We start from the raw sequence: 20,136 nt of genomic DNA, 5'->3' as shown, positions 1-20,136 counted from the left end.
GCCGAGCCGGACATGCCGGACTACTGCCCCCAGCGGAACAAACCGGTCACCCGGCGTCCGGTTCCGGATTGGCGCCGGCACGGGCGAGGAAGTCGAAGTCGCAGCCCTCGTCGGCCTGCGTGATGTGCTCCGCGTACAGCGCACCGTAACCTCGCTCGAACCTCGGCGCAGGGGCGGCCCACGAAGCGAGACGACGTTCCAGCTCGGCGTCGTCCACCTGTAACAGCAACGTCCGGGAAGGCACGTCCAGGGTGATCAGGTCGCCGTCGCGGACGAGCGCGAGCGGGCCGCCGACGTGCGATTCCGGTGCCACGTGCAGCACGCACGCGCCGTAGCTGGTGCCGCTCATCCGGGCGTCGGAGATCCGCACCATGTCGCGAACGCCTTGTTCCAGCAGGTGCGCCGGGATCGGCAGCATGCCGTACTCGGGCATCCCGGGACCGCCGAGCGGACCGGACCCGCGCAGGACCAGCACGGAATCGGCGGTGATGCCCAGCGCCGGATCGTCGATGCGCTTCTTCAGGTCCTTGTAGTTGTCGAAAACCACCGCCGGACCGGTGTGCGTCAGCAGCGCGGGGTCGGCGGCGATGTGCTTGATCACCGCGCCGCCGGGAGCGAGGTTTCCGTGCAGCACGGCCACGCCGCCTTCGCTGGCGACCGGGTTGTCGCGCGGACGGATCACGTCGTCGTTGTGCACGCGCGCGTCGGCGAGAGAATCGGCGAGCGGACGCCCGGTGACGGTGATCCGGTCGAGGTGCAGCAGGTCGGTCAAGCGGGACAACAGCCCGGGCAGGCCGCCCGCGTAGTAGAAGTCCTCCATCAGCCAATCGCCGCCCGGCCGGATGTTCGCCAGCACCGGAACTCGGCGCGCGATCTCGTCGAAATCCTTCAGGGACAGGGAAATCCCGCTGCGCCCGGCCATCGCGATCAGGTGGATCACCGCGTTGGTCGACCCTCCGAGCGCGAGCACGGTGGTGATCGCGTCGGAGTACGCGTGTTCGTCGAGGAGCTTCCCGATCGTGAGGTCTTCCCACACCATGCCCACGATTCGCGCGCCGCTCGCCGCGGCCATCCGGTGGTGCGCGGAATCGACCGCCGGGATCGACGCCGCGCCGGGCAGCGTCAGCCCGAGCACCTCGGCGGCGGACGTCATGGTCGACGCGGTGCCCATCGTCATGCAGTGCCCGGGGGAGCGGGCGAGACCGCGCTCCAGCTCGGCCAGTTCGCGGTCGCCGATCGTGCCCGCGCGCCGTTCGTCCCAGTACTTCCACATGTCGGTGCCGCTGCCGAGCACCTCGCCGCGCCAGTTTCCGCGCAGCATCGGACCGGCGGGCACGAAAATCGACGGCAGCCCCGCGCTCGCCGCACCCATCAGCAGCGCCGGGGTGGTTTTGTCGCAGCCGCCCATCAGCACCGCGCCGTCGACCGGATACGACCGCAGCAGTTCCTCGGTCTCCATCGCCAGCAGATTCCGGTACAGCATCGGCGTCGGCTTCTGATAGGTCTCCGACAGCGTCGCCACCGGGAACTCCAGCGGGAATCCGCCCGCCTGCCACACGCCGCGCTTGACCTGCTCGGCGCGTTCGCGCAGGTGCTGGTGGCACGGGTTGATGTCGCTCCAGGTGTTGAGAACGCCGATCACCGGCTTGCCGAGGTGCTCTTCCGGCTCGTAGCCGAGCTGCCGGGCGCGGGTGCGGTGGCTGAAATTCCGCAGGTCGTCGCCGCCGAACCAGCGGTGGCTGCGCAAGTCCTCGGGTGCCTTCATCGGGCTGCGTCTCCTCGGTCGGCGGATGGCATCTGATATATGATCGTACGTGTCGACGCTCGGAGACGCCCGCCTGGTTGAATGTGCGGGGACGAGCGCGAAAGCCAGGAGGGTCGGCATGCCGTCCACGTTCAGCCTCCCCGCCTCCCGCACCGAGGTGGTGCTGGAGGAGATCCGGCGCGGCATTCTCGCCCGCGAGCTGGTGCCCGGTCAGCAGCTGGTGGAGGCGGAGCTGGCCGCGCGGCTCGGGGTGTCGAAGACGCCGGTGCGCGAGGCGCTCAAGGTGCTGTCCAACACCGGGCTGGTCACGTTCAGCCCGTACAAGGGCGCGTCGGTGTGCGTGGTCGACGCGGAGCTCGCGCGGTCGGTCTACGACGTGCGCATGGTGCTGGAGCCGGAAGCGCTGCGCCGCGCTGTGCGGTCTTCGGACCGGGCGGGGTTCGACGAGGCCGGGCAGATCCTGAAGGAAGCCTCGGCCGCGGACGCCGACCAGACCACGTTGAGCCTGCTGAACCGGCGGTTCCACCGTGCCCTGTACGCGGGCTGCGGCAACCCGCTGATGGTGTCGATGCTGGACGACCTGCGCGACCGCGCGGCGCTGATCACGGTGGTCGGCTGGGACGCGAATCCCAGCTGGCGCAAGGAATGGAACGAGCACAAGGCGGTGCTCGCCGCGGCGAAGAAGGGCGACGAGGACGGCGCGGCCGAGCTGCTGCGCGCGCACATCGCGGCGTTCCTCGACCACGTGCTCGAGGCGATCGGGGAGGAGTGACGGCGTGCGGTTGCTGCTCCTCGCGGACACCCACCTGCCGAAGCGGGCGAAGGAACTGCCTGCTCAGGTCTGGGACGAAGTCGCGAAGGCCGACGTCGTGGTGCACGCGGGCGACTGGGTCGACGTGGATACTCTCGATGCCCTTGAGTCCCGCAGTGCCCGGCTGATCGGCGTTTACGGTAACAACGACGGCCCTGAACTGCGGAAGCGCTTGCCTGAGGTGGCTCGCGAGACGATCGAGGGCGTCCGGCTGGCGGTAGTCCACGAAACTGGCGACGCGAAGGGCCGTCCGGCTCGGTGCGATGCGCTGTATCCGGACGTTGACGTGCTGATCTTCGGCCACAGCCACATCCCGTGGGATTCGGTGACGCCCGGCGGGTTGCGGCTGCTCAACCCCGGTTCGCCCACGGACCGGCGGCGACAGCCGTTCTGCACGTACCAAACCGCCGAAATCCGCGACGGCCGTCTCGGCGACGTCAAGCTGCACGAGCTGCCTCGGCGCGGCTGAACGGGTAGAACAGGAGTCATGGACCCGGCCCGCGCCCTGCGCGACATCGCCTTCCAGCTCGAACGCGCCGGTGAACCGACTTACCGGGTGCGCGCGTTCCGCCAGGCCGCCGCAGTGGTCGACCGGCTCTCCGAAGACGAGCTGGCGTCGCGCGTCGGTGCGAAGACGCTTCAGGCGTTGAAGGGGATTGGCAAAGCCACTGCCGGGGTCATCGAAGACGCGTGGCACGACCGTACGCCTGCGTACGCAGCAAAGCTGCCCGAGAAGAAGCTGCCGGACGGCGGCGCGCTGCGTACGGCGCTTCGCGGCGACTGTCACACGCACTCCGACTGGTCCGACGGCGGCAGTCCAATCCTCGAGATGGCCGAGACGGCGCGCGAGTTGGGGCACGAGTGGATCGTGCTCACCGACCATTCGCCGCGGCTGACCGTCGCGCGCGGCCTGTCCCCGGAGCGGCTGCGGGCGCAGATGGACGAGGTCGCGCGGGTGAACGAGCAGCTGGCGCCGTTTCGCCTGCTGCACGGCATCGAGGTCGACATCCTCGACGACGGTGCGCTCGACCAGACCGAGAAGCTGCTGGACCGGCTCGACTTCGTGGTGGCGAGCGTGCACTCGAAGCTCCGCATGCCGGCCCGGGAGATGACGCCGAGGATGCTGGCCGCCGTCGAGAATCCACATGTCCGCGTGCTGGGGCACTGCACCGGACGGCTGGTCGGCGGACGCAGCAGGCCGGAGTCGCAGTTCAACTCGGAGAAGGTGTTCACCGCCTGCCGCGAGAACGGGGTGGCGGTGGAGATCAACTCGCGGCCGGACCGGCTCGATCCGCCGACGCGGTTGCTGCACCAGGCCGCCGAGCTGGGGTGCGAGTTCGCGATCGACAGCGACGCGCACGCGCCCGGCCAGCTCGACTGGCAGGTTTACGGCTGCGAGCGGGCGGAAAACGCGGGCATCGGACCGGAACGGATCATCAATACGCGGACGGCTGATCAGTTATTGCGATAGCGGGATTCCGCGCTGGATCGAGCCAGAGCAGCACCGCGATCAGGTCGTTTTGTGCGAGAGCGACGCAGCCAGCGGTCGGTCCGCCGGTGGCCACGTGCAGGAAGAACGCCGAACCGGCACCGGGTACGACTGGCGAGCGGTTGTAGTCGATCACCACCGCGTGCGCGTACGCCGGGCCCGCCGCACCGAGATTCTCGCCCGCCGCTTCGTCGAATGGGCCTGGTGCGCCTCGGTAATGCGTGTTGTACCGCGGAGAGTGCACATCGGACACCCACCAGTCCGAAGTGGTCACCTGCCGGTAGGGGAGCCGGGTCCCGGGGTTCGGCTCGATGCCGAACGCCTCGGTGAGCGGCCAGATTCCGGCGGGGGTAAGGGAAAGTCCTTCGCGCGCAACGCCGATTCCTTGCACGCCGACTTCCGCTGGGTACGGACCGAGGGTCCGTACCCAGCGGCCGCGGTCGTGGTCCCACCCGGACGCGCTGTGCGCGTCGACCGCGAGAACCTGCTGCGGGTTCAGTTGATCTCGTACGGGTCGCCGTAGACCTTCCACTTCAGCGGCGTGTGCAGATCGAGGTTGCCGTCGTTGAGGAACACCAGCTGTTCGGTGTCGACGCGGGAGGTGTCCGCGTGTGCCTCTTCCTTCTTCATGACCACCTTGCGCGCGTCGAGAAACGCCTTGAGATAAGCGGTTTCGTCGCCGCCCTGGGCCGGTGGCTTCGCCTTCGACAGCGCGGCGTCGCGGATGCCGCCGAAGCTGTCGGTGCTCGTGCCGGGACCGTGCATCACGATGGCGTCGTAGTAGATGAACTGGCCGAGCGCGCCCAGGCCGTCGGACTTGCCCTGGTTCACCGCCGGGTCGAAGTACACGCGGTCGCGTTCGCTGTTCTGCGCGGCCTGGAATTCCTGGGTGCCCGCGGCTTCCTTCCACGCGTTCTCGAACGGTGCGCCGAGACCGTCGTGCGAATCGGAGCCGTTGACCTTTTCCAGTGCGGGCAGGAACTTCGCGAGCGGGTTGTCCGGCACGGATTTGGTGTAGGCCTGAACCAGTTCGAGCATGTCGCCGGTGCCGGAGCAGAACCCGATGATGCCCGCCGTGTAACCGCGGCCGTCCTTGATGTCCTCGATGTAGGAGTACTGCTTCTTCCAGTCGAGCGACGAGTTTTCCGCGCTCGACACCAGCTGCATCGCGATCTCTTTCTTCTCCGGAGACGCGAGGTCGCCGCCGGAGCCGAGCACAGCCGCCGAGGCGGCGAGCGGGGCGGGCACGGCGGCGGCCGAGAGAGCGGGAGAGCTGAGCACGAGGGCCAGGGCCGAGGCAGCCGTGAGACCGGCGACCAGCGTGGGCCGCATCGTCTTGCGCATGAGGGGAATCCCTTTCCGCGGTACGTGGGCAAGGCGGCCGGACCGGCGAAGGGACCGGTTCCGGGTACTGCTGCGGCGTAGCGCCACGATAACCGAGCGTGAAGCCGCAGGGCAAGGGATGCGAAAATTTTTCACGGATGTGAACGCGAGTCGTCCACTGTGGACAATGAAGATTGCCTGAAGGCGGCCGAAAATCCGCTGGAACTGCGGGAGTCTTCGTTGGACTGTCCACTGTGGACGAAATCGAGAGTCCTCGGCATAGATTAAAGACATGGTAAACTCGCCCCGAGATGACGACTGCTGCCGCCGCTCCCGCGCCACGGCACCGGTCCATCCTCGTCGTGGCACTCGCCGCGCTGCTCCTGCTCGGCGTCGCGGTCCCCGGGCCAGGGCCGTCCGGCCCGCGTCCGCACGATCCCGAACCGGCCCTGGTCCAGGAACAGGGCCCGCATCTCGTCGCCGCGCATCCGCTGCCGCTCGCCGACGCCCCGGGCGAGATCCGCCTCGCCCGGCCGGATTGGTGCACCGTCCCGTTCTCCGCCTCGTCGCCGGTCGAACTGGATCGCGCGCCCGCGCCCGCCGCGGCGCGCGCCCCTCCTGATTGCTGAGTACTCGTTCCCCACCTGTACCCGGCTCTCAAGAGGATTTCATGAGCAACGGTCATGCTTTGCTGGCCGTCGGCGGCGCGTTTCTCGCCGCCGGCGCCCTCGCCCGCGTCGGCGCCCGGATCGGGCTGCCCACGATCCCCCTGTTCATGCTGGCCGGTTTCGTCTTCGGCCCGCACACCCCCGGACTGTCCCTTGTGGACGATCCGGCCGAGTTCGGCGTACTGGCCGGGCTCGGCCTCGTGTTCCTGCTCTTCTATCTCGGCTTGGAGTTCTCGCTCGACGACCTCGCCCGCGGCGGCGCCAGACTCGCCGGCGCGGGGCTGGCGTACCTGGTGCTGAACGTCGGCGGCGGGCTCGCGTTCGGTTTCGCGCTGGGCTGGGGCGCGCGCGAGGCGCTGGTGATCGCCGGCGCGATCGGCATTTCGTCCTCGGCCATCGTCACCAAACTGCTCCTGGAAACCCGGCGGATGAACAACCGGGAATCCCGCCTGATCATGGGCATCATCGTGCTGGAAGACCTGTTCCTCGCGCTCTACCTGGCGCTGCTGCAGCCGGTGCTGAGCGGTGCGGACGGATTCGGCGCGGCGCTCGCCGAGTTCGGCAAGGCGTTCGGCTTCCTGCTCGTGCTCGCCGCGCTGGCCCGTTGGGGCGGGCGGCTGGTGTCGCGACTGTTCGGCTCGGCGGACGACGAACTGCTCACCGTCTGCTTCGTCGGTGTCGCCGTGCTCGGCGCCGCGGTGGCCGAGGAGGTGGGCGTTTCCGACGCGATCGGCGCGTTCATGGTCGGCATGATGCTCGGCAATTCCCAGGTCGCGCCGCGCGTGCACAAGCTGGTGCTGCCGTTGCGCGACGCGTTCGGCGCGTTGTTCTTCTTCATCTTCGGGCTGTCGATCGACCCGGGCGCGGTCGGCACGGTCGTCCTCCCGGTCATCGCCGCGGTCGCGCTGACGCTGGTGCTGAACCTCGCCGCCGGAGCGTTCGCCGCCCGCCTGCACGGCTTCGACCGGCAGGAAGGCGTCAACATCGGCCTGACCGTGCTCACCCGGGGCGAGTTCTCGCTGGTCTTGGCGACGATGGCGACCGCGGCCGGGCTCGACTCGCGGGTGGCCCCGTTCGTCGCCGGATACGTGCTGCTCCTGGCCGTGATCGGACCGCTCGCCGTGCTCCGCTCGGACCGGCTGACCTGGCTGCTTCCGGCCAAGCTCGTCCGGCCGCGCCCGGCCCCGGCGCCGTGAGCCGGGGAGCGGGGGCTGTCACTCGCGGCATATTCGGAAGCCACGACGGTCACGCACGGCTATCCTTGGCCCAAGTATGTCCACTCCATCCCCCTTCGCAGAGCTGCGCGCCCAGCTGCCCGAACTGATGCTGCGCGACGAGTACCGGCTCCGTCGTCGTCTCGACGGCGCGCGCCGGTCTCGTGGCAAGCAGGAGACGGCCGAGCGCATCGCCGCCGACGTCGAAACGGCGCTGCTGCGCGTGCAGCAGCGCCGCGAGAGCGTGCCGAAGATCGAGTACCCCGCCGAGCTGCCGGTCAGCAGGCTCAAGGACGAGATCGGCGACGCGATCCGCGACCACCAGGTGGTGATCGTCGCGGGGGAGACCGGGTCGGGCAAGACCACGCAGCTGCCGAAGATCTGCCTGGAGCTGGGCCGCGGCGTGCGCGGGCAGATCGGGCACACCCAGCCGCGCCGGCTCGCCGCGCGCACGGTCGCCGACCGGATCGCCAGCGAGCTGAAGACCGAACTGGGCGACACAGTCGGCTACAAGGTCCGGTTCACCGACCATTCCGGCCAGGACACCCTGGTCAAGCTGATGACCGACGGCATCCTGCTGGCCGAGATCCAGACCGACCGGATGCTGCGCCAGTACGACACGCTGATCATCGACGAGGCGCACGAGCGCAGCCTCAACATCGACTTCATCCTCGGCTACCTCAAGCAGCTGCTGCCGCGCCGTCCCGACCTGAAGGTCGTCATCACCTCGGCGACCATCGACCCGGAACGGTTCTCGCGGCATTTCGACAACGCGCCGATCGTCGAGGTCTCCGGCCGGACCTACCCGGTCGAGGTGCGCTACCGCCCGCTCGTGGACCCGGACGAGCCCGAGGGCGATCCGGACCGCGACCAGACGCAGGCGATCGCCGAAGCGGTCCAGGAGCTGTCCGGCGAGGCGCCGGGCGACATCCTCGTGTTCCTCTCCGGAGAGCGCGAAATCCGCGACACCGCGGACGTGCTGAACCGGCTGGACCTGCGGAACACCGAGGTGCTGCCGCTGTACGCGCGGCTGTCCGCGGCCGATCAGCACCGCGTGTTCCAGCGGCACACCGGACGCCGGATCGTGCTGGCCACGAACGTCGCCGAGACGTCGCTGACCGTGCCCGGGATCAAGTACGTGATCGACCCGGGCACCGCGCGCATCTCGCGCTACAGCCACCGCACGAAGGTGCAGCGGCTGCCGATCGAGGCGGTTTCGCAGGCGTCGGCGAACCAGCGCAAGGGCCGCTGCGGGCGTACCTCGGACGGCATCTGCATCCGGCTGTACTCCGAGGAAGACTTCGAATCGCGGCCGGAGTTCACCGATCCGGAGATCCTGCGGACGAACCTGGCGTCGGTCATCCTGCAGATGACGTCGCTCGGCCTCGGCGACATGAACGCGTTCCCGTTCGTGGAGCCGCCGGACCGCCGCCAGGTCACCGACGGCGTGCAGCTGCTGCAGGAACTCGGTGCGTTCGAGACCGGCGATTCCTCGAGGCTCACCGAGGTCGGCCGCAAGCTCGCGCTGCTGCCGGTGGACCCGCGGATGGGCCGGATGGTGCTGGAGGCCGCGCAGAACGGCTGCGTGCGCGAGGTGATGATCATCGCCGCCGCACTGTCCATTCAGGACCCGCGCGAGCGGCCGGCGGAGAAACAGCAGGCCGCCGACGCACAGCACTCCCGGTTCGCGGACCCGACGTCGGACTTCCTCTCCTACCTCAAGCTGTGGGAGTACGTCAGCGAACAGCAGAAGACGTTGACCGGCAACCAGTTCCGCCGGATGTGCCGTACCGAATACCTGAACTACCTGCGGATCCGCGAGTGGCAGGACATCTTCGGGCAGCTGCGCCAGCTCGCCAAACCGCTCGGCATCACCCTCAGCACCACGCCCGCCGAACCGCAGCACGTGCACACGGCGCTGATTTCCGGGCTGCTGTCGCACATCGGGCTCAAAGACCCGGCGAAGGGCGACTACCTCGGCGCGCGCGGGGCCCGGTTCTCGGTGTTCCCCGGTTCGGCGCTGTTCAAGAAGCAGCCGCGCTGGGTGATGTCGGCCGAGCTGGTGGAGACGTCGCGGCTGTGGGGCCGGGTCAACGCGCGGATCGAGCCGGACTGGGTCGAACCGCTCGCGCAGCACGTGGTGAAGCGTTCGTATTCGGAGCCGCACTGGGAGCGCAAGCAGGGCGCGGTGATGGCGACCGAAAAGGTGACGCTGTACGGCGTTCCGCTCGTCGCCGACCGGCGGGTGAACTACGGCCGGATCGACCCGGAGATCTCGCGCGCGATGTTCATCCGGCACGCGCTGGTCGAGGGCGACTGGCACACGAATCACCGGTTCTTCGCGGAGAACCGCGCGCTGCTCGACGAGGTCGAAGACCTGGAGAACCGCGCCCGGCGGCGCGACATCCTGGTGGACGACCAGACGCTGTACGAGTTCTACGACGCGCGAGTGCCCGAGGACATCGTGTCCGTGCGGCACTTCGACAGCTGGTGGAAGAAGGCGCGGCGGAACGAGCCGGACCTGCTGTCGTTCGAGAAGTCCATGCTCATCAACGAGGTCGCGGGCGCGGTCCGGGAATCGGACTACCCGGACTCGTGGACGCAGGGCACGCACGTCTTCAAGCTGACCTACCAGTTCGAACCCGGCGCGGACGCCGACGGCGTGACCGTGCACATCCCGCTGCCGGTGCTGAACCAGGTCACGCCGGACGGTTTCGACTGGCAGGTGCCCGGCCTGCGCGGCGAACTGGCGACGCAGCTGATCAAATCGCTGCCGAAAACGTTGCGGCGCAACTTCGTCCCGGCTCCGGACACGGCCGCGGACGCGCTGACGCGAATGTCCCCTTCGGACGGTCCGCTGCTCGACATCCTCGGCGACGAGCTGCACGCGATGCGCGGCATCGACGTCCCGCATTCGGCGTGGGACCTTTCGACGGTGCCGGACCACCTCCGGATCACCTTCCGCGTGGTGGACGAGCGCGGCAAGCGGGTGGCCGAGGGCAAGGACCTGGAGGAGCTGAAGCGCCGTCTTGCGCCGCGCGTGCGGGAGACGATTTCCAAGGCTGCCAACAGCATTGAGAAGGCCGGCCTGGTGCAGCCGTCGTTCGGCGAGCTGCCGAAGGTGTTCGCCTCCACCCGGCGCGGCCACGACGTGAAGGCGTATCCGGCGCTGGTGGACGAGGGCGCGTCGGTGGCCGTGCGGCTGCTGGACACGCCCGCCGAACAGCAACACGCGATGTGGTCCGGCACGCGGCGAATGCTGCGGCTGAACCTGAACTCGCCGATGAAGTTCATTACGCGGTCGCTGTCGAACTCCTCGAAGCTCGTGCTGAACCGCAATCCGCACGGCAGCGTCGCGGGCCTGCTGGAGGATTGCGTCGACTGTGCTGTCGACGCGCTGATGGCCTCGGCGGGCGGCCCGGTCTGGGACGAGGCGGGTTTCGCCGCTCTGCTGGAAAAGGTGCGGGCGGGCTTGAACTCGAAGGTGCTGGAGGTTTTGACGGAGGTCGAGCGGATCCTTCGCGCGGCCATCGACGTCGAAACGCGCCTGTCCGACACCCGCGGCCCGGCCGAATCGCTGGCGGACATCCGCCGTCAGCTGGACGGTCTGGTGCACGCGGGCTTCGTGACGGAAACGGGCGCCGGACGGTTGCCGAACGTGGTCCGGTACCTGCGCGGCATCGAGCGGCGGCTGGAGAAGCTGCCGCTGGAGCAGACGCGAGACCTGCAGCGGATGGCGGACGTCGCGTGGATCGCGAAGGAGTACCAGGACGCGGTGAGCGCGTTGCCGCCGGGAACGTCGTCGCCCGCCCTGGCGGAGGTGCGGTGGATGATCGAGGAGCTCCGGGTGAGCTTCTTCGCGCAGACGTTGGGGACGGCGCATCCGGTGTCGCTGAAGCGGATTACGAAGGCCTTGGACGAAGCGCTGTAGAATCGGCCGATGGCAGGCGAGGGGGACGAGCCGAAGAAGCCCGACGACGATTCCGGCGTCAAGAAATGGTCGTTGATCATCGGCGTGGTGAGCGGCGTTTTGGCTATTCTGGTGGCTGTCAATACGCTGACCGGGTTCAACCCGGTGAAAGAATGGATTTCGCCGCATACGAGCAAAAACACTCCGGTTTCCGGAGCTGCGGGCGATTCGGTCGCTGGGGCCGGCCAGCCGCAGGCGACGGGCACGCTTACTGGCGCGCCGCCGACAAGCCCGGTGCGGACAGTCGAAATCACGCCGAGCACCACCCCGAGCAGCACCTCGGAAACTTCGGAGAGTCCCAGCAGCACCGCGCCCGCGGAACCCTCGTTCCAGGTGCGGTCCTCCCAATGGGACGGACCGTGCCAGGGCTCCGCGTGCACGATGAGCGCCATTTTCCGCAATGACGGCGGGCCGGGCACGGCGGTGGCGACGTTCTTCGTGCTGCTGCCCGACGAGTACACCTTTATCGCGAAATGTTCCGTCATTCTGGGCTACACGGAACAAAACGGCTTCACGAACGCCGGATGCACGGCGGACAGCGCGCAGATCCTGACCTACTTTCGCACGCATCCCGGCGGAACCGTGCGAATGCATATCAAGATCGGCGACTGAGGACGTGAGCGGACGCGCGACGTCGCCGGCTCGCGCGGGAGAATGATCGAAATCGGTTCGCGGTGACCCGGTGCAGCCAGGCGTTCAGCCGTACTGGTGAGACGGGGACCCGCCGTGTGGTGCCCGGACAGTCTTGGGGCGCCTGGGAAAACCCCGGGGCGAGGCTGATCACTTCGCCTCCGCGTAAGTGTCCACCGGCTTCGCGTGCATCGGAAACCGCACCGGGCACGCCTCGCCGAACACCAAACGGGCGGATTCCTGGATCGCCTCCTCCACGATGCCCGCGACCTCGTCCGCCAGCTCGGCAGGCGCATGCACGATCACCTCGTCGTGCAGGAAGAACACCAAATGCGCCGGATCGGGCAGTCGCCCGCGCAGCGTGGCCAACAGGACCGCGGTCAGGTCGGCCGCACTGGCTTGCACCACGAAGTTCCGCGTAAACCGCCCCCAGCTCCGCGACGCCCGGCGAGCGCGGGTTTCCGTTGCCTCGTCCTCGGTGAGCCCACCGGTCAATGCCCGCCAGGCAGCGGACGGGGCCGGAGAGGTCCGGCCCAGCCGGGACCGGACCCGTTCACCTCGCTCACCAGCCGCGGCGGCATGCTCCACATAGGACACCGCATCCGGGAAACGTTGGCGCAGCAACGCAAGCAGCGGTCCGGCCTCGCCGGAGGTGCCGCCGTACATCGCGGACAGCATGGCGATCTTCGCGCGGGAACGGTCGTCTCTCGTGTCCCCAGGGCGAAGCGGGACGTAACGGGTACCGGAGAACAGCGCCTCCGCCAGCCGGGCGTACAAATCAGTGGCCGCGGCGACTTCGGCCAGGCGGCGGTCGCCGGACAAAGCCGTGAGGACGCGCGGCTCCAGCTGTGCACCGTCGGCTACGACTAGTTTCCAGCCGGGGTCCGCGGACGCGCAGGAGCGCAGCGCGCGCGGGATTTGCAGGGCCCCGCCGCCCCGGGTGGCCCAGCGGCCGGACACCACGCCGCCGACCACGTAGTGCGGCCGGAATCGTCCTTCGCTGACCCATTCGTCCAGCCATGCCCAGCCGTTGGCCGAATGCAGCCGGGACAGTTCCTTGTACTCCAGCAGGGGCGCGACGGCGGGGTGGTCGATGTCCTGCAGCAGGTACTTCCGCGCGGCCGGGATTTCGATGCCCTCCCGGGCCAGCGCGCGGACGACGCTCGCCGACGAGTCGGGGTTGACCGGCCGTCCGCCCAGGGCCGCGGAGATTTTCGCGGCGAGGTCGATGAGGACTTTCGGGCGTTGACCAGTGGGTACGCGCGGTCCCAGGCGCTCTTCCAGCAACTGCAGATGGCGGTCGGCGCGCCAGGGGAGCCCGGCGGCGGAGATTTCGGCGGCGGCCAGCGCGCTCGCCGATTCGGCCGCGAGCAGCAGCCGCATCCGCGCGGGCGCCTCGGTGGCGGCGACGCGTTTCTCCTGCTCGGCCAGTACTCGCCGGGCCGCGGCGACGACCGTGACGCCCGGCGGCAGGCCGGGGCCGCGCGGCGAGAACAGCGTGGGCTGGGCGTCCTCGCCGAAGGCCGGGCCGTCGTCGGGCGGTTCCTCGCCGTTCGCCCGGGCCCACGCTGCCCGCAGGCTGCGCGATTCGCCCTCCCGGCCCTCGTAGGCGAGCAGCAGTCCTTCGGCGAGCGACAGGTCGTAGCACCGGCCCAGCCGCACCCCGGCCTTGACCAGCGTGGGGTAGATCTCCTCGGCCGAGGGCAGCACCCAGCGCGGGCTCTCGGCCGCCTCGAGCCGACGCACCTCGTCGGCCCAGTCAGCGCGCGACAGCCCGCGGAGGGTCCCCGAGGGGCCCTCGATCGTGTAGCCGGACTCTTCCTCCCGGCCGGTGATCACCTGCACCGTCACATTGTGCGGACCAGCACCGACAATTTCCGCGCACCCGGCGTCCTCGGCGTCCGTGAAGGGCTCCTTGAAGGAATCAGATTCCCTCAAGGAGCCCTTCACGGACGGTCGGTGACCGGTACTGGGGATTTCCTCCCCGGCCGGGCACTGGTGCGCGGCCGGGCCTTGCTTTACTGTCGAGTAACTCCCATACCGGCGGTACGGAGACCGTCGGCGTGGGCGCTCCCGCAGCAGCAATGGAGGTGCCCGGATGAGTGTGGCCGAGCTGGCCGGCCAGGTGGCAGGCAAGCTGACCGAGACCGTGCGCAGCGTCGAAGTGATGCGCCGCGCCGGGCTGGTGCCGTTCCCCCGTCTCGACGAGGGCGTGCGGTCCCTCGTCGCGATCCGCAAGTACGGCCCGTTCGCCGGCGCGAACCACATCGCGGCCCGGCGCGATTCGACGGCCGTCGGGATCGTCGACGACCTCGGCCCGCTCACGTTCAAGCAGCTCGACGACCAGTCCAACGCGCTCGCCCGCGCCTGGTCGCAGCGCGGTCTCGGCCCCGGTTCGGTGATCGCCGCGCTGTGCCGCGACCACCGCGGGCTCGTGCTGACGATGGCCGCCTCGGGCAAGCTCGGCGCGCGGCTGCTGCTGATGAACACCGGGTTCGCCAAACCGCAGTTCGCCGACGTCGCCCAGCGCGAGGGCGTCACCGCGCTCGTCTACGACCAGGAATTCACCGGCCTGCTCGACGCGATCGAGGGAGATGTCGACCGCTACCTGGCCTGGGTGGACCAGCCGGGCGGGCACGAGATCCCGGTGCTCGCCGAGATCATCGCCAGCACCGACGACCGCCCGCTGCCCGCGCCCGCCAAACCCGGCGGATTCGTGCTGCTCACCAGCGGCACCACCGGCACCCCCAAGGGCGCGCCGCGACCGCACACGTCCGCGCTAGCCTCGGCGCAATTCCTGGACCGCATCCCGCTGCGCTCCGGCGAAGCGACCTTCATGGGCGCACCGCTGTTCCACGGCACCGGGCTGTCGCAGTTCATCCTCAGCTTCGCGCTCGGCTGCACGGTGGTGATGCGCCGGAAGTTCGACCCCGAGGCCACGCTGAAGGGCGTCGCCACGCATCGGTGCACCGCGCTCGTTCTGGTGCCGACGATGCTGCAGCGGATCGTCGACCTGCCGAAGGAAGTCCGCGACCGTTACGACACTTCGTGCCTGCGGATCATCTTCGTCGCGGGATCCGCGCTGTCGCCGGATCTCGGCAACCGGGCGAACGAGGAATTCGGCGATGTCGTGCACAACCTTTACGGCTCCACGGAAGTCGCCGTGGCGACGGTCGCGACGCCGGAGGACTGGAAGCGCGCGCCGGGCACGGTCGGCCGCGCGCCGGTCGGCTGTCGCGTCGCGCTGTACGACGAACACGGTGCCAAAATCACCGCGCCGCACGTGACCGGACGGGTGTTCGTCGGCAGCGGGCTCAGCTTCGGCGGCTACACCGACGGCCGCAACAAGGAGATCATCGACGGCCTGCTCTCCAGCGGCGACGTCGGCCACTTCGACGAGGACGGCCTGCTTTTCATCGACGGCCGCGACGACGAGATGATCGTCTCCGGCGGCGAGAACGTGTTCCCGATCGAGGTGGAAAACCTCTTGGTGGAGCGGGAAGACGTCCTCGAGGCGGCCGTGATCGGGGTCGAGGACCCGGACTTCGGCGAGCGGCTCAAGGCATTCGTGGTGCGCACGGAAGGCTCGACGCTCGACGAGGACGGCGTGCGCGAGTACGTGAAGGCGAATCTGGCGCGCTACAAGGTGCCGAGGGACGTGGAGTTCCTGGAGGAGCTGCCGCGCAACGCGACCGGGAAGGTGTTGCGGACCAAGCTGGGCTGAGCGCGGTTACTGAAAAAAGCCCTGCAGGCAAGGATCTTCGAGGGCGGTCGAGGGAGGCGCTGGTTCGGGCAAAGGTCCAGCGTCTACACGGGATAGACCGCTGCCTTGCAGGCATCGCCGACGCTCCGGCCGTGACAGCGCTCTTGACGCTCGTTCAGTTGGTCGCCGACGGTTCGCTCCGCGGCGAACGCCGTGACCCTGGACTGCGGCACGAGCGGCACACCGAGTCCAGAACCGTCTCACGCCACCGCCCCGCGCCGACCAGAGCAGGCAGCTCCCGCAGCTCAGCCGCCGGATTCACGAACCCCAGCCGATGCCGAAGATCCCCGGCCCGAAGTCCAGCGCGATCGCGTGCACGCCGTTGCCGCTGTCGAGCCGCAGCCGGCGCCGGGCGGGCGCCTCGTCGGTGGCGTTCGCGTACTGCCAGCAGCGGGCGGGCACCGCGGTCGGGTCGAAGCGGATCTCCAGCAGGTACTCGCGGACCGGGCGGCGGAATTCCCGGTAATGCGTGGCCCGGCACTGCGGATACGGCGGCCCGGAGTTGTGCAAGGTGTACTCGATGAGATGCGTCTCGCCGCGTTCCAGCGCGCGGTCGAAGAGCAGTTCGGCCACCAGGATGCCGTGGTCGTCGTCCACTTCGGCGCGTCCGACGCGGCAGTTGCGCACCGGCTGCAAGTCGGGCACCGCCGTCGCGTCGCCCTGTGCGTACACCAGCAGCCAGCGGTCCTGACCGTCCGCACCGGACTGGAACACCGCGCGCGAGGTGACCGCGAGCTGGCCGCCGTCGGCCGCGATGTCGCAGCGGTCGTGCAGGCCGACGAGCTTCAGCTGGTGCTGCTGGTCCAGCGCGTCCGGTGCGCCGACGCGGTCCAGCAGCGGCTGCAGGATTTCGCGGGTGAACGTGACCGGTTCCTCGCCCGCCCGGTCGCGCCTGCTCGCGCCGCGCGGGCGGGGCGGGGGAAGCAAGCCGAGCAGCGCGCCGTCGGGGACGTCGAGGATTTCCTCCAGCACCCGCACCGCCGACAGCGATCCGGCCCGTTCCGGCTGGCGTTTGCCCGACTGCCAATAGCTGAGCGCCGTGACGCTCACCGTCGCGCCGCGGGCGCGCAACCGTGCCTGGATCCGGTCGAGGGAAAGCCCGCTGGCTCCGATCGCGGCGCGCAGCGCGCTCGCGAACGCGGTCCGGGCACCTTCGGCGGTGTCCGGACCGGCGTGGTCCGCATGTCGCTGCGCCATTTCCTTCTCGACCGCCCCCATCGGTAACCGACCGTGCCGAGCCCGACACAGGCACGGTAGCAGCCGCCGGACCAGGTTGTACCGCCGTACCACTCCGGCGAACGGGCTAGTACTGGCAACTGTGAACCATTGCCGTGACCTGCACGGTCGCGCTTCCATGGCCAGGACGGAACGCGCCGCCCCCGGCGCGTCCGGAGCCTCGGCCCCGGCAGCGCGGACCGCGCCCCGCGCCCGGCCGGCGGCCGCGCCCGGAAACCGGTGGCCCGGCATGCCCCCAGAAGCCGGGCCACCGGTCATCCGCGCCGGATCCGCCCGAGCTTGCGCGAGTCGCCGAAGCGGCAGACCATAAGCGAGATCCCCGTCAGCGGGGCGGTTTCCCTCGATCGCAGGGGAAGAGCTATGGCGAAATTCCTTCTGCTTTACCGCGCCGACCAGTCGGCAGCGGAGCGCATGGCCCAGGCGACGCCGGAACAGCAGGCCGCCGGGATGCAGGCTTGGATGGCGTGGTTCGCGAAAGCGGGCGACGCGGTGGTGGACGGCGGCGCGCCCACCGCAGGCGGGGACGGCACGATCGGCGGGTACTCGATCCTGCAGGCCGATTCGGCGGAGGCGGTGCAGGGCCTTCTCGCCGGGCACCCGCACACCGAGATCGGCACGATCGACGTGCTGGAAATCCTTCCTCCGCCAGGCGCGTGAAATGGCCGCGCCGGAGTTCGACGGCAAGTGCGCGTTCGCGCTGAGCCTGGGGCCGGCGGGGAAAGCGCCCGCGGGCAAAGAGCAGCACACGCTGGAGGTCGACGGCAAGACGTACTGCTTCTCCGGGGCGGTGCCGAAGCTCCTGTTCCGGCTGATTCCCGGCAGCCGGGAACGGGCCGAGCGGAGGTGGGCGGCGAGGTGAGCCGCGGGACCGCCAGGTTGGTTACCAGCGGGTAGGCTCCGGGCATGGTCCTGCGGCAGAACATCCTGATCACCGGAGCCAGCTCCGGCCTCGGCGAGGGAATGGCCCGGCAGTTCGCCGCTCGCGGCCGGAATCTCGCGCTGTGCGCCCGGCGCACCGAACGGCTCGACGACCTGGCTGCCGAGTTGCGCGAGGCGTACCCGGGCATCACCGTCGCGACGCGCGCGCTCGACGTCACCGACCACGCGCGCGTCTTCGAGGTGTTCGAGGAGTTCCGGACGGAACTCGGCAGGCTCGACCGCGTGATCGTCAACGCCGGGCTCGGCAAGGGACAGCCGGTCGGCGCGGGCCGGTTCGACGCCAACCTGCAGACGCTCGAAACCAACCTCGTCGGCGCTGTGGCCCAGATCGAGGCGGCGGCGGGCATCTTCCGCGAGCAGTGCGACGGGCACCTAGCGGTGATCTCGTCGTTCATGGCGCTGCGCGGTTTTCCGCGGAACCTCACCGCGTACTCCGCGTCGAAGGCCGGGATCTCCGCGTTCGCCGAAGGTGCGCGATTGGAGCTGAGCAGCCACGGCATCACGGTCACCGACGTGCGGCCCGGCTACATCAGCTCCGAGATGACCGCGCGCTCGACCAAACCCAATCCGCTGATGGTGTCGGCGGAGGCCGGAGCGCACGCGCTGGTCAAGGCGATCGAAGCGGAGCCGAAGCGCGCGTACGTGCCTTCGTGGCCCTGGGTACCGCTGAGCCTCGCGGTACGCTGGGCCCCTGGCCGGTTGCTGCGGATGTTTTCCTGACGGGACGGGCGTAAATGGGTGCGATCTACCTGATCCGGCACGGGCAGGCGTCGTTCGGCGCGGCGGATTACGACGCCTTGTCGCCGCTGGGTTTCGAACAGTCCACAGTGGTCGGTGCGGAGCTGAAACGGCGCGGGGTCGAGTTCACGCAGGTGCGCTCGGGGACGCTGGCCCGCCAACGGGACACCGCGGCGACGGCGTTGAAGGCGCTCGGCTGCGACGTGCCGGCGATCGAGGACGAACGCTGGAACGAATACGACCACGTCGACATCGCGGTGCACCACGCGGGCGGTGCGCCGCAACAGGATTCGCGCGAGTACCAGCGGCTGCTGGACGCCGCGCTGACCGCGTGGGTCGACTCCGGCGACACCGGTCCGTGCGCGGAAAGCTGGCCCGCCTTCCTCGGCCGCTGCACGGCGGCCCTGGCTGAGCTGGCCGGTTCGCTGGGCAAGGGCGAAAACGGGCTCGTGTTCACCTCCGGCGGCGTGCTGGGCGCGGTCGCCGGATCCTTGCTGGGCACGCCGGGACCTGGATTGCTGAAGCTCAACCGCGTCACCGTGAACACCGGCATCACGAAGCTGACGTCCGGCCGCGGCGGCGTGAACCTGTTGTCCTTCAACGAGCATCCGCATCTCGAAGGCGAGAACGCGCGGCTGCTCAGCTACCGGTAGGAGGCCGGAGTGCAGTTCGGTGAGGTCACGATCGTCCCGGTGAACGGGCACGGTCCCGAAGACGTGGTCGTGGACGCCGAGGGCCGGGTCTACACCGGCGTCGACGACGGCCGGATCCTGCGGCTTTCGCCGGACGGAGGACGGATCGACCTGATCGGCGACACTGGCGGCCGCCCGCTGGGGCTGGAGCTGTACGGCGACGACGAACTGCTGATCTGCGACGCCCGCGCCGGGTTGCTGACCATGCCGCTGGCAGGCGGCGAGACGACGACCCTCGCGACCTCCGGCGCCGGGCTGGATTTCGTCTTCTGCAACAACGCCGCGGTCGCCGCCGACGGCACGGTCTACTTCACGGATTCCTCGCGCCGCTTCGGCATCGACAACTGGCGTGACGACCTCATCGAGCAGACCGCGGGCGGACGGCTGCTGCGCCGCGCGCCGGACGGTCACATCGACCTGCTGGCCGATGGCCTCCAGTTCGCGAACGGCGTCGCGCTGCCGCCGGACGAATCCTATGTGGCGGTCGCCGAAACCGGCGCGTGCCGGGTCAGCCGCGTCTGGCTGACCGGCCCGCGCGCGGGCGACCGCGACGTCCTGATCGACGATCTGCCGGGCTTCCCGGACAACATCGCGACCGGTTCGGACGGGCTGATCTGGATCACCGAGGCCAGCCCGCGCATCCGTGCCCTCGACGTCGTGCGCCGTCTTCCCCGCGCGGTCCGGACGGCCGTGCGCGCTCTGCCGGACGCGGTGCAGCCGGCGCCGAAACGCCGGGTGGGCGCGGTCGCCGTCGACCCGGACGGTTCGGTCGTGCGGGAACTGCGCGGCGAGATCCCGGGATTCCACCTGCTGGTGGGCATCCGCGAGTACCACGGCCGCTTGTGGTTCGGCTCCCTGGAAGAAAACGCGATCGCCTACACGGATCTCTGATCAGGTT

At 69.5% G+C, this 20,136-nt stretch carries 18 protein-coding genes; 13 read left to right on the top strand and 5 right to left on the bottom strand.

Features of this window, described 5'->3' with window-relative positions:
* Positions 1-46 precede the first annotated feature (46 nt).
* Positions 47-1,765, bottom strand: a complete 1,719-nt coding sequence (araD, locus tag ACZ7OI_RS35350) for an L-arabinonate dehydratase (protein ID WP_470268428.1) — start codon at positions 1,763-1,765, stop codon at positions 47-49.
* Positions 1,766-1,883: 118 nt separating this feature from the next.
* Here araD and ACZ7OI_RS35345 point away from each other — a divergent pair, with 118 nt between their 5' ends.
* The 3 genes from ACZ7OI_RS35345 to ACZ7OI_RS35335 are packed head-to-tail and all read left to right on the top strand — an operon-like array spanning position 1,884 to position 4,047.
* On the top strand, positions 1,884-2,537 hold the full coding sequence (locus tag ACZ7OI_RS35345) for a GntR family transcriptional regulator (RefSeq protein ID WP_470268427.1): 654 nt from the start codon (positions 1,884-1,886) through the stop codon (positions 2,535-2,537).
* Between the two features lie 4 nt (positions 2,538-2,541).
* Entirely contained in the window at positions 2,542-3,045 is a 504-nt protein-coding gene (locus ACZ7OI_RS35340; protein WP_470268426.1) for a metallophosphoesterase family protein, read from the top strand.
* An 18-nt stretch (positions 3,046-3,063) separates the two neighbouring features.
* The gene (locus ACZ7OI_RS35335) at positions 3,064-4,047 is read left to right on the top strand and encodes a PHP domain-containing protein (RefSeq protein WP_470268425.1); all 984 of its coding nucleotides are present in this window, start codon (positions 3,064-3,066) and stop codon (positions 4,045-4,047) included.
* Here ACZ7OI_RS35335 and ACZ7OI_RS35330 read toward each other — a convergent pair.
* Both ACZ7OI_RS35330 and ACZ7OI_RS35325 read right to left on the bottom strand, forming a co-directional pair.
* Positions 4,013-4,456, bottom strand: a complete 444-nt coding sequence (locus ACZ7OI_RS35330; protein WP_470268424.1) for a L,D-transpeptidase family protein — start codon at positions 4,454-4,456, stop codon at positions 4,013-4,015. The two genes, ACZ7OI_RS35335 and ACZ7OI_RS35330, sit on opposite strands and share 35 nt — an antisense overlap.
* Positions 4,457-4,560: 104 nt before the next feature.
* Positions 4,561-5,409 (bottom strand): chitosanase, encoded by an 849-nt coding sequence (locus ACZ7OI_RS35325; protein WP_470268423.1) that lies wholly within the window; start codon positions 5,407-5,409, stop codon positions 4,561-4,563.
* 290 nt (positions 5,410-5,699) lie between these two features.
* Here ACZ7OI_RS35325 and ACZ7OI_RS35320 point away from each other — a divergent pair, with 290 nt between their 5' ends.
* From ACZ7OI_RS35320 to ACZ7OI_RS35305, 4 genes are all read left to right on the top strand, one after another.
* Positions 5,700-6,017 carry a hypothetical protein gene (locus ACZ7OI_RS35320; protein WP_470268422.1) on the top strand — a complete coding sequence of 106 codons (318 nt, stop codon included), beginning with the start codon at positions 5,700-5,702 and terminating at the stop codon, positions 6,015-6,017.
* Positions 6,018-6,058: 41 nt separating this feature from the next.
* Positions 6,059-7,252, top strand: coding sequence for a cation:proton antiporter (locus ACZ7OI_RS35315; RefSeq protein ID WP_470268421.1), 1,194 nt, complete (start codon positions 6,059-6,061; stop codon positions 7,250-7,252).
* A gap of 76 nt (positions 7,253-7,328) precedes the next feature.
* Positions 7,329-11,201 carry an ATP-dependent RNA helicase HrpA gene (gene hrpA / locus ACZ7OI_RS35310; protein ID WP_470268420.1) on the top strand — a complete coding sequence of 1,291 codons (3,873 nt, stop codon included), beginning with the start codon at positions 7,329-7,331 and terminating at the stop codon, positions 11,199-11,201.
* A gap of 72 nt (positions 11,202-11,273) precedes the next feature.
* Positions 11,274-11,852, top strand: coding sequence for a hypothetical protein (locus ACZ7OI_RS35305; protein ID WP_470268419.1), 579 nt, complete (start codon positions 11,274-11,276; stop codon positions 11,850-11,852).
* Positions 11,853-12,020: 168 nt separating this feature from the next.
* On the opposite strand, the gene ACZ7OI_RS35300 is transcribed toward ACZ7OI_RS35305, so the two are convergent.
* A complete protein-coding gene (locus tag ACZ7OI_RS35300) occupies positions 12,021-13,715 on the bottom strand; it encodes a bifunctional 3'-5' exonuclease/DNA polymerase (RefSeq protein WP_470268418.1) in 1,695 nt (564 codons plus the stop codon).
* 253 nt (positions 13,716-13,968) lie between these two features.
* On the opposite strand from ACZ7OI_RS35300, the gene ACZ7OI_RS35295 reads away from it, so the two are divergent.
* Positions 13,969-15,594: an acyl-CoA synthetase gene (locus ACZ7OI_RS35295; protein ID WP_470268417.1), complete on the top strand. Its 1,626-nt coding sequence runs from the start codon at positions 13,969-13,971 to the stop codon at positions 15,592-15,594.
* 297 nt (positions 15,595-15,891) lie between these two features.
* On the opposite strand, the gene ACZ7OI_RS35290 is transcribed toward ACZ7OI_RS35295, so the two are convergent.
* Positions 15,892-16,830 (bottom strand): hypothetical protein, encoded by a 939-nt coding sequence (locus ACZ7OI_RS35290; RefSeq protein ID WP_470268416.1) that lies wholly within the window; start codon positions 16,828-16,830, stop codon positions 15,892-15,894.
* A gap of 399 nt (positions 16,831-17,229) precedes the next feature.
* On the opposite strand from ACZ7OI_RS35290, the gene ACZ7OI_RS35285 reads away from it, so the two are divergent.
* Genes ACZ7OI_RS35285 through ACZ7OI_RS35265 form a run of 5 tightly spaced genes read left to right on the top strand, consistent with a single transcriptional unit; the run spans position 17,230 to position 20,129 of the window.
* Positions 17,230-17,526 (top strand): YciI family protein, encoded by a 297-nt coding sequence (locus ACZ7OI_RS35285; RefSeq protein WP_470268415.1) that lies wholly within the window; start codon positions 17,230-17,232, stop codon positions 17,524-17,526.
* A gap of 1 nt (position 17,527) precedes the next feature.
* Positions 17,528-17,728: a hypothetical protein gene (locus ACZ7OI_RS35280; protein ID WP_470268414.1), complete on the top strand. Its 201-nt coding sequence runs from the start codon at positions 17,528-17,530 to the stop codon at positions 17,726-17,728.
* A gap of 44 nt (positions 17,729-17,772) precedes the next feature.
* Positions 17,773-18,528, top strand: a complete 756-nt coding sequence (locus tag ACZ7OI_RS35275; RefSeq protein ID WP_470268413.1) for an SDR family oxidoreductase — start codon at positions 17,773-17,775, stop codon at positions 18,526-18,528.
* Positions 18,529-18,542: 14 nt separating this feature from the next.
* Positions 18,543-19,199 (top strand): histidine phosphatase family protein, encoded by a 657-nt coding sequence (locus ACZ7OI_RS35270; RefSeq protein ID WP_470268412.1) that lies wholly within the window; start codon positions 18,543-18,545, stop codon positions 19,197-19,199.
* 9 nt (positions 19,200-19,208) lie between these two features.
* Positions 19,209-20,129 carry an SMP-30/gluconolactonase/LRE family protein gene (locus ACZ7OI_RS35265; protein ID WP_470268411.1) on the top strand — a complete coding sequence of 307 codons (921 nt, stop codon included), beginning with the start codon at positions 19,209-19,211 and terminating at the stop codon, positions 20,127-20,129.
* Positions 20,130-20,136: the final 7 nt, after the last annotated feature.

Source organism: Amycolatopsis sp. NPDC114503 (assembly GCF_055633655.1).
The sequence above is the reverse complement of the archived record's forward strand: the minus strand, read 5'-3'. Positions and strand labels throughout refer to the sequence as shown.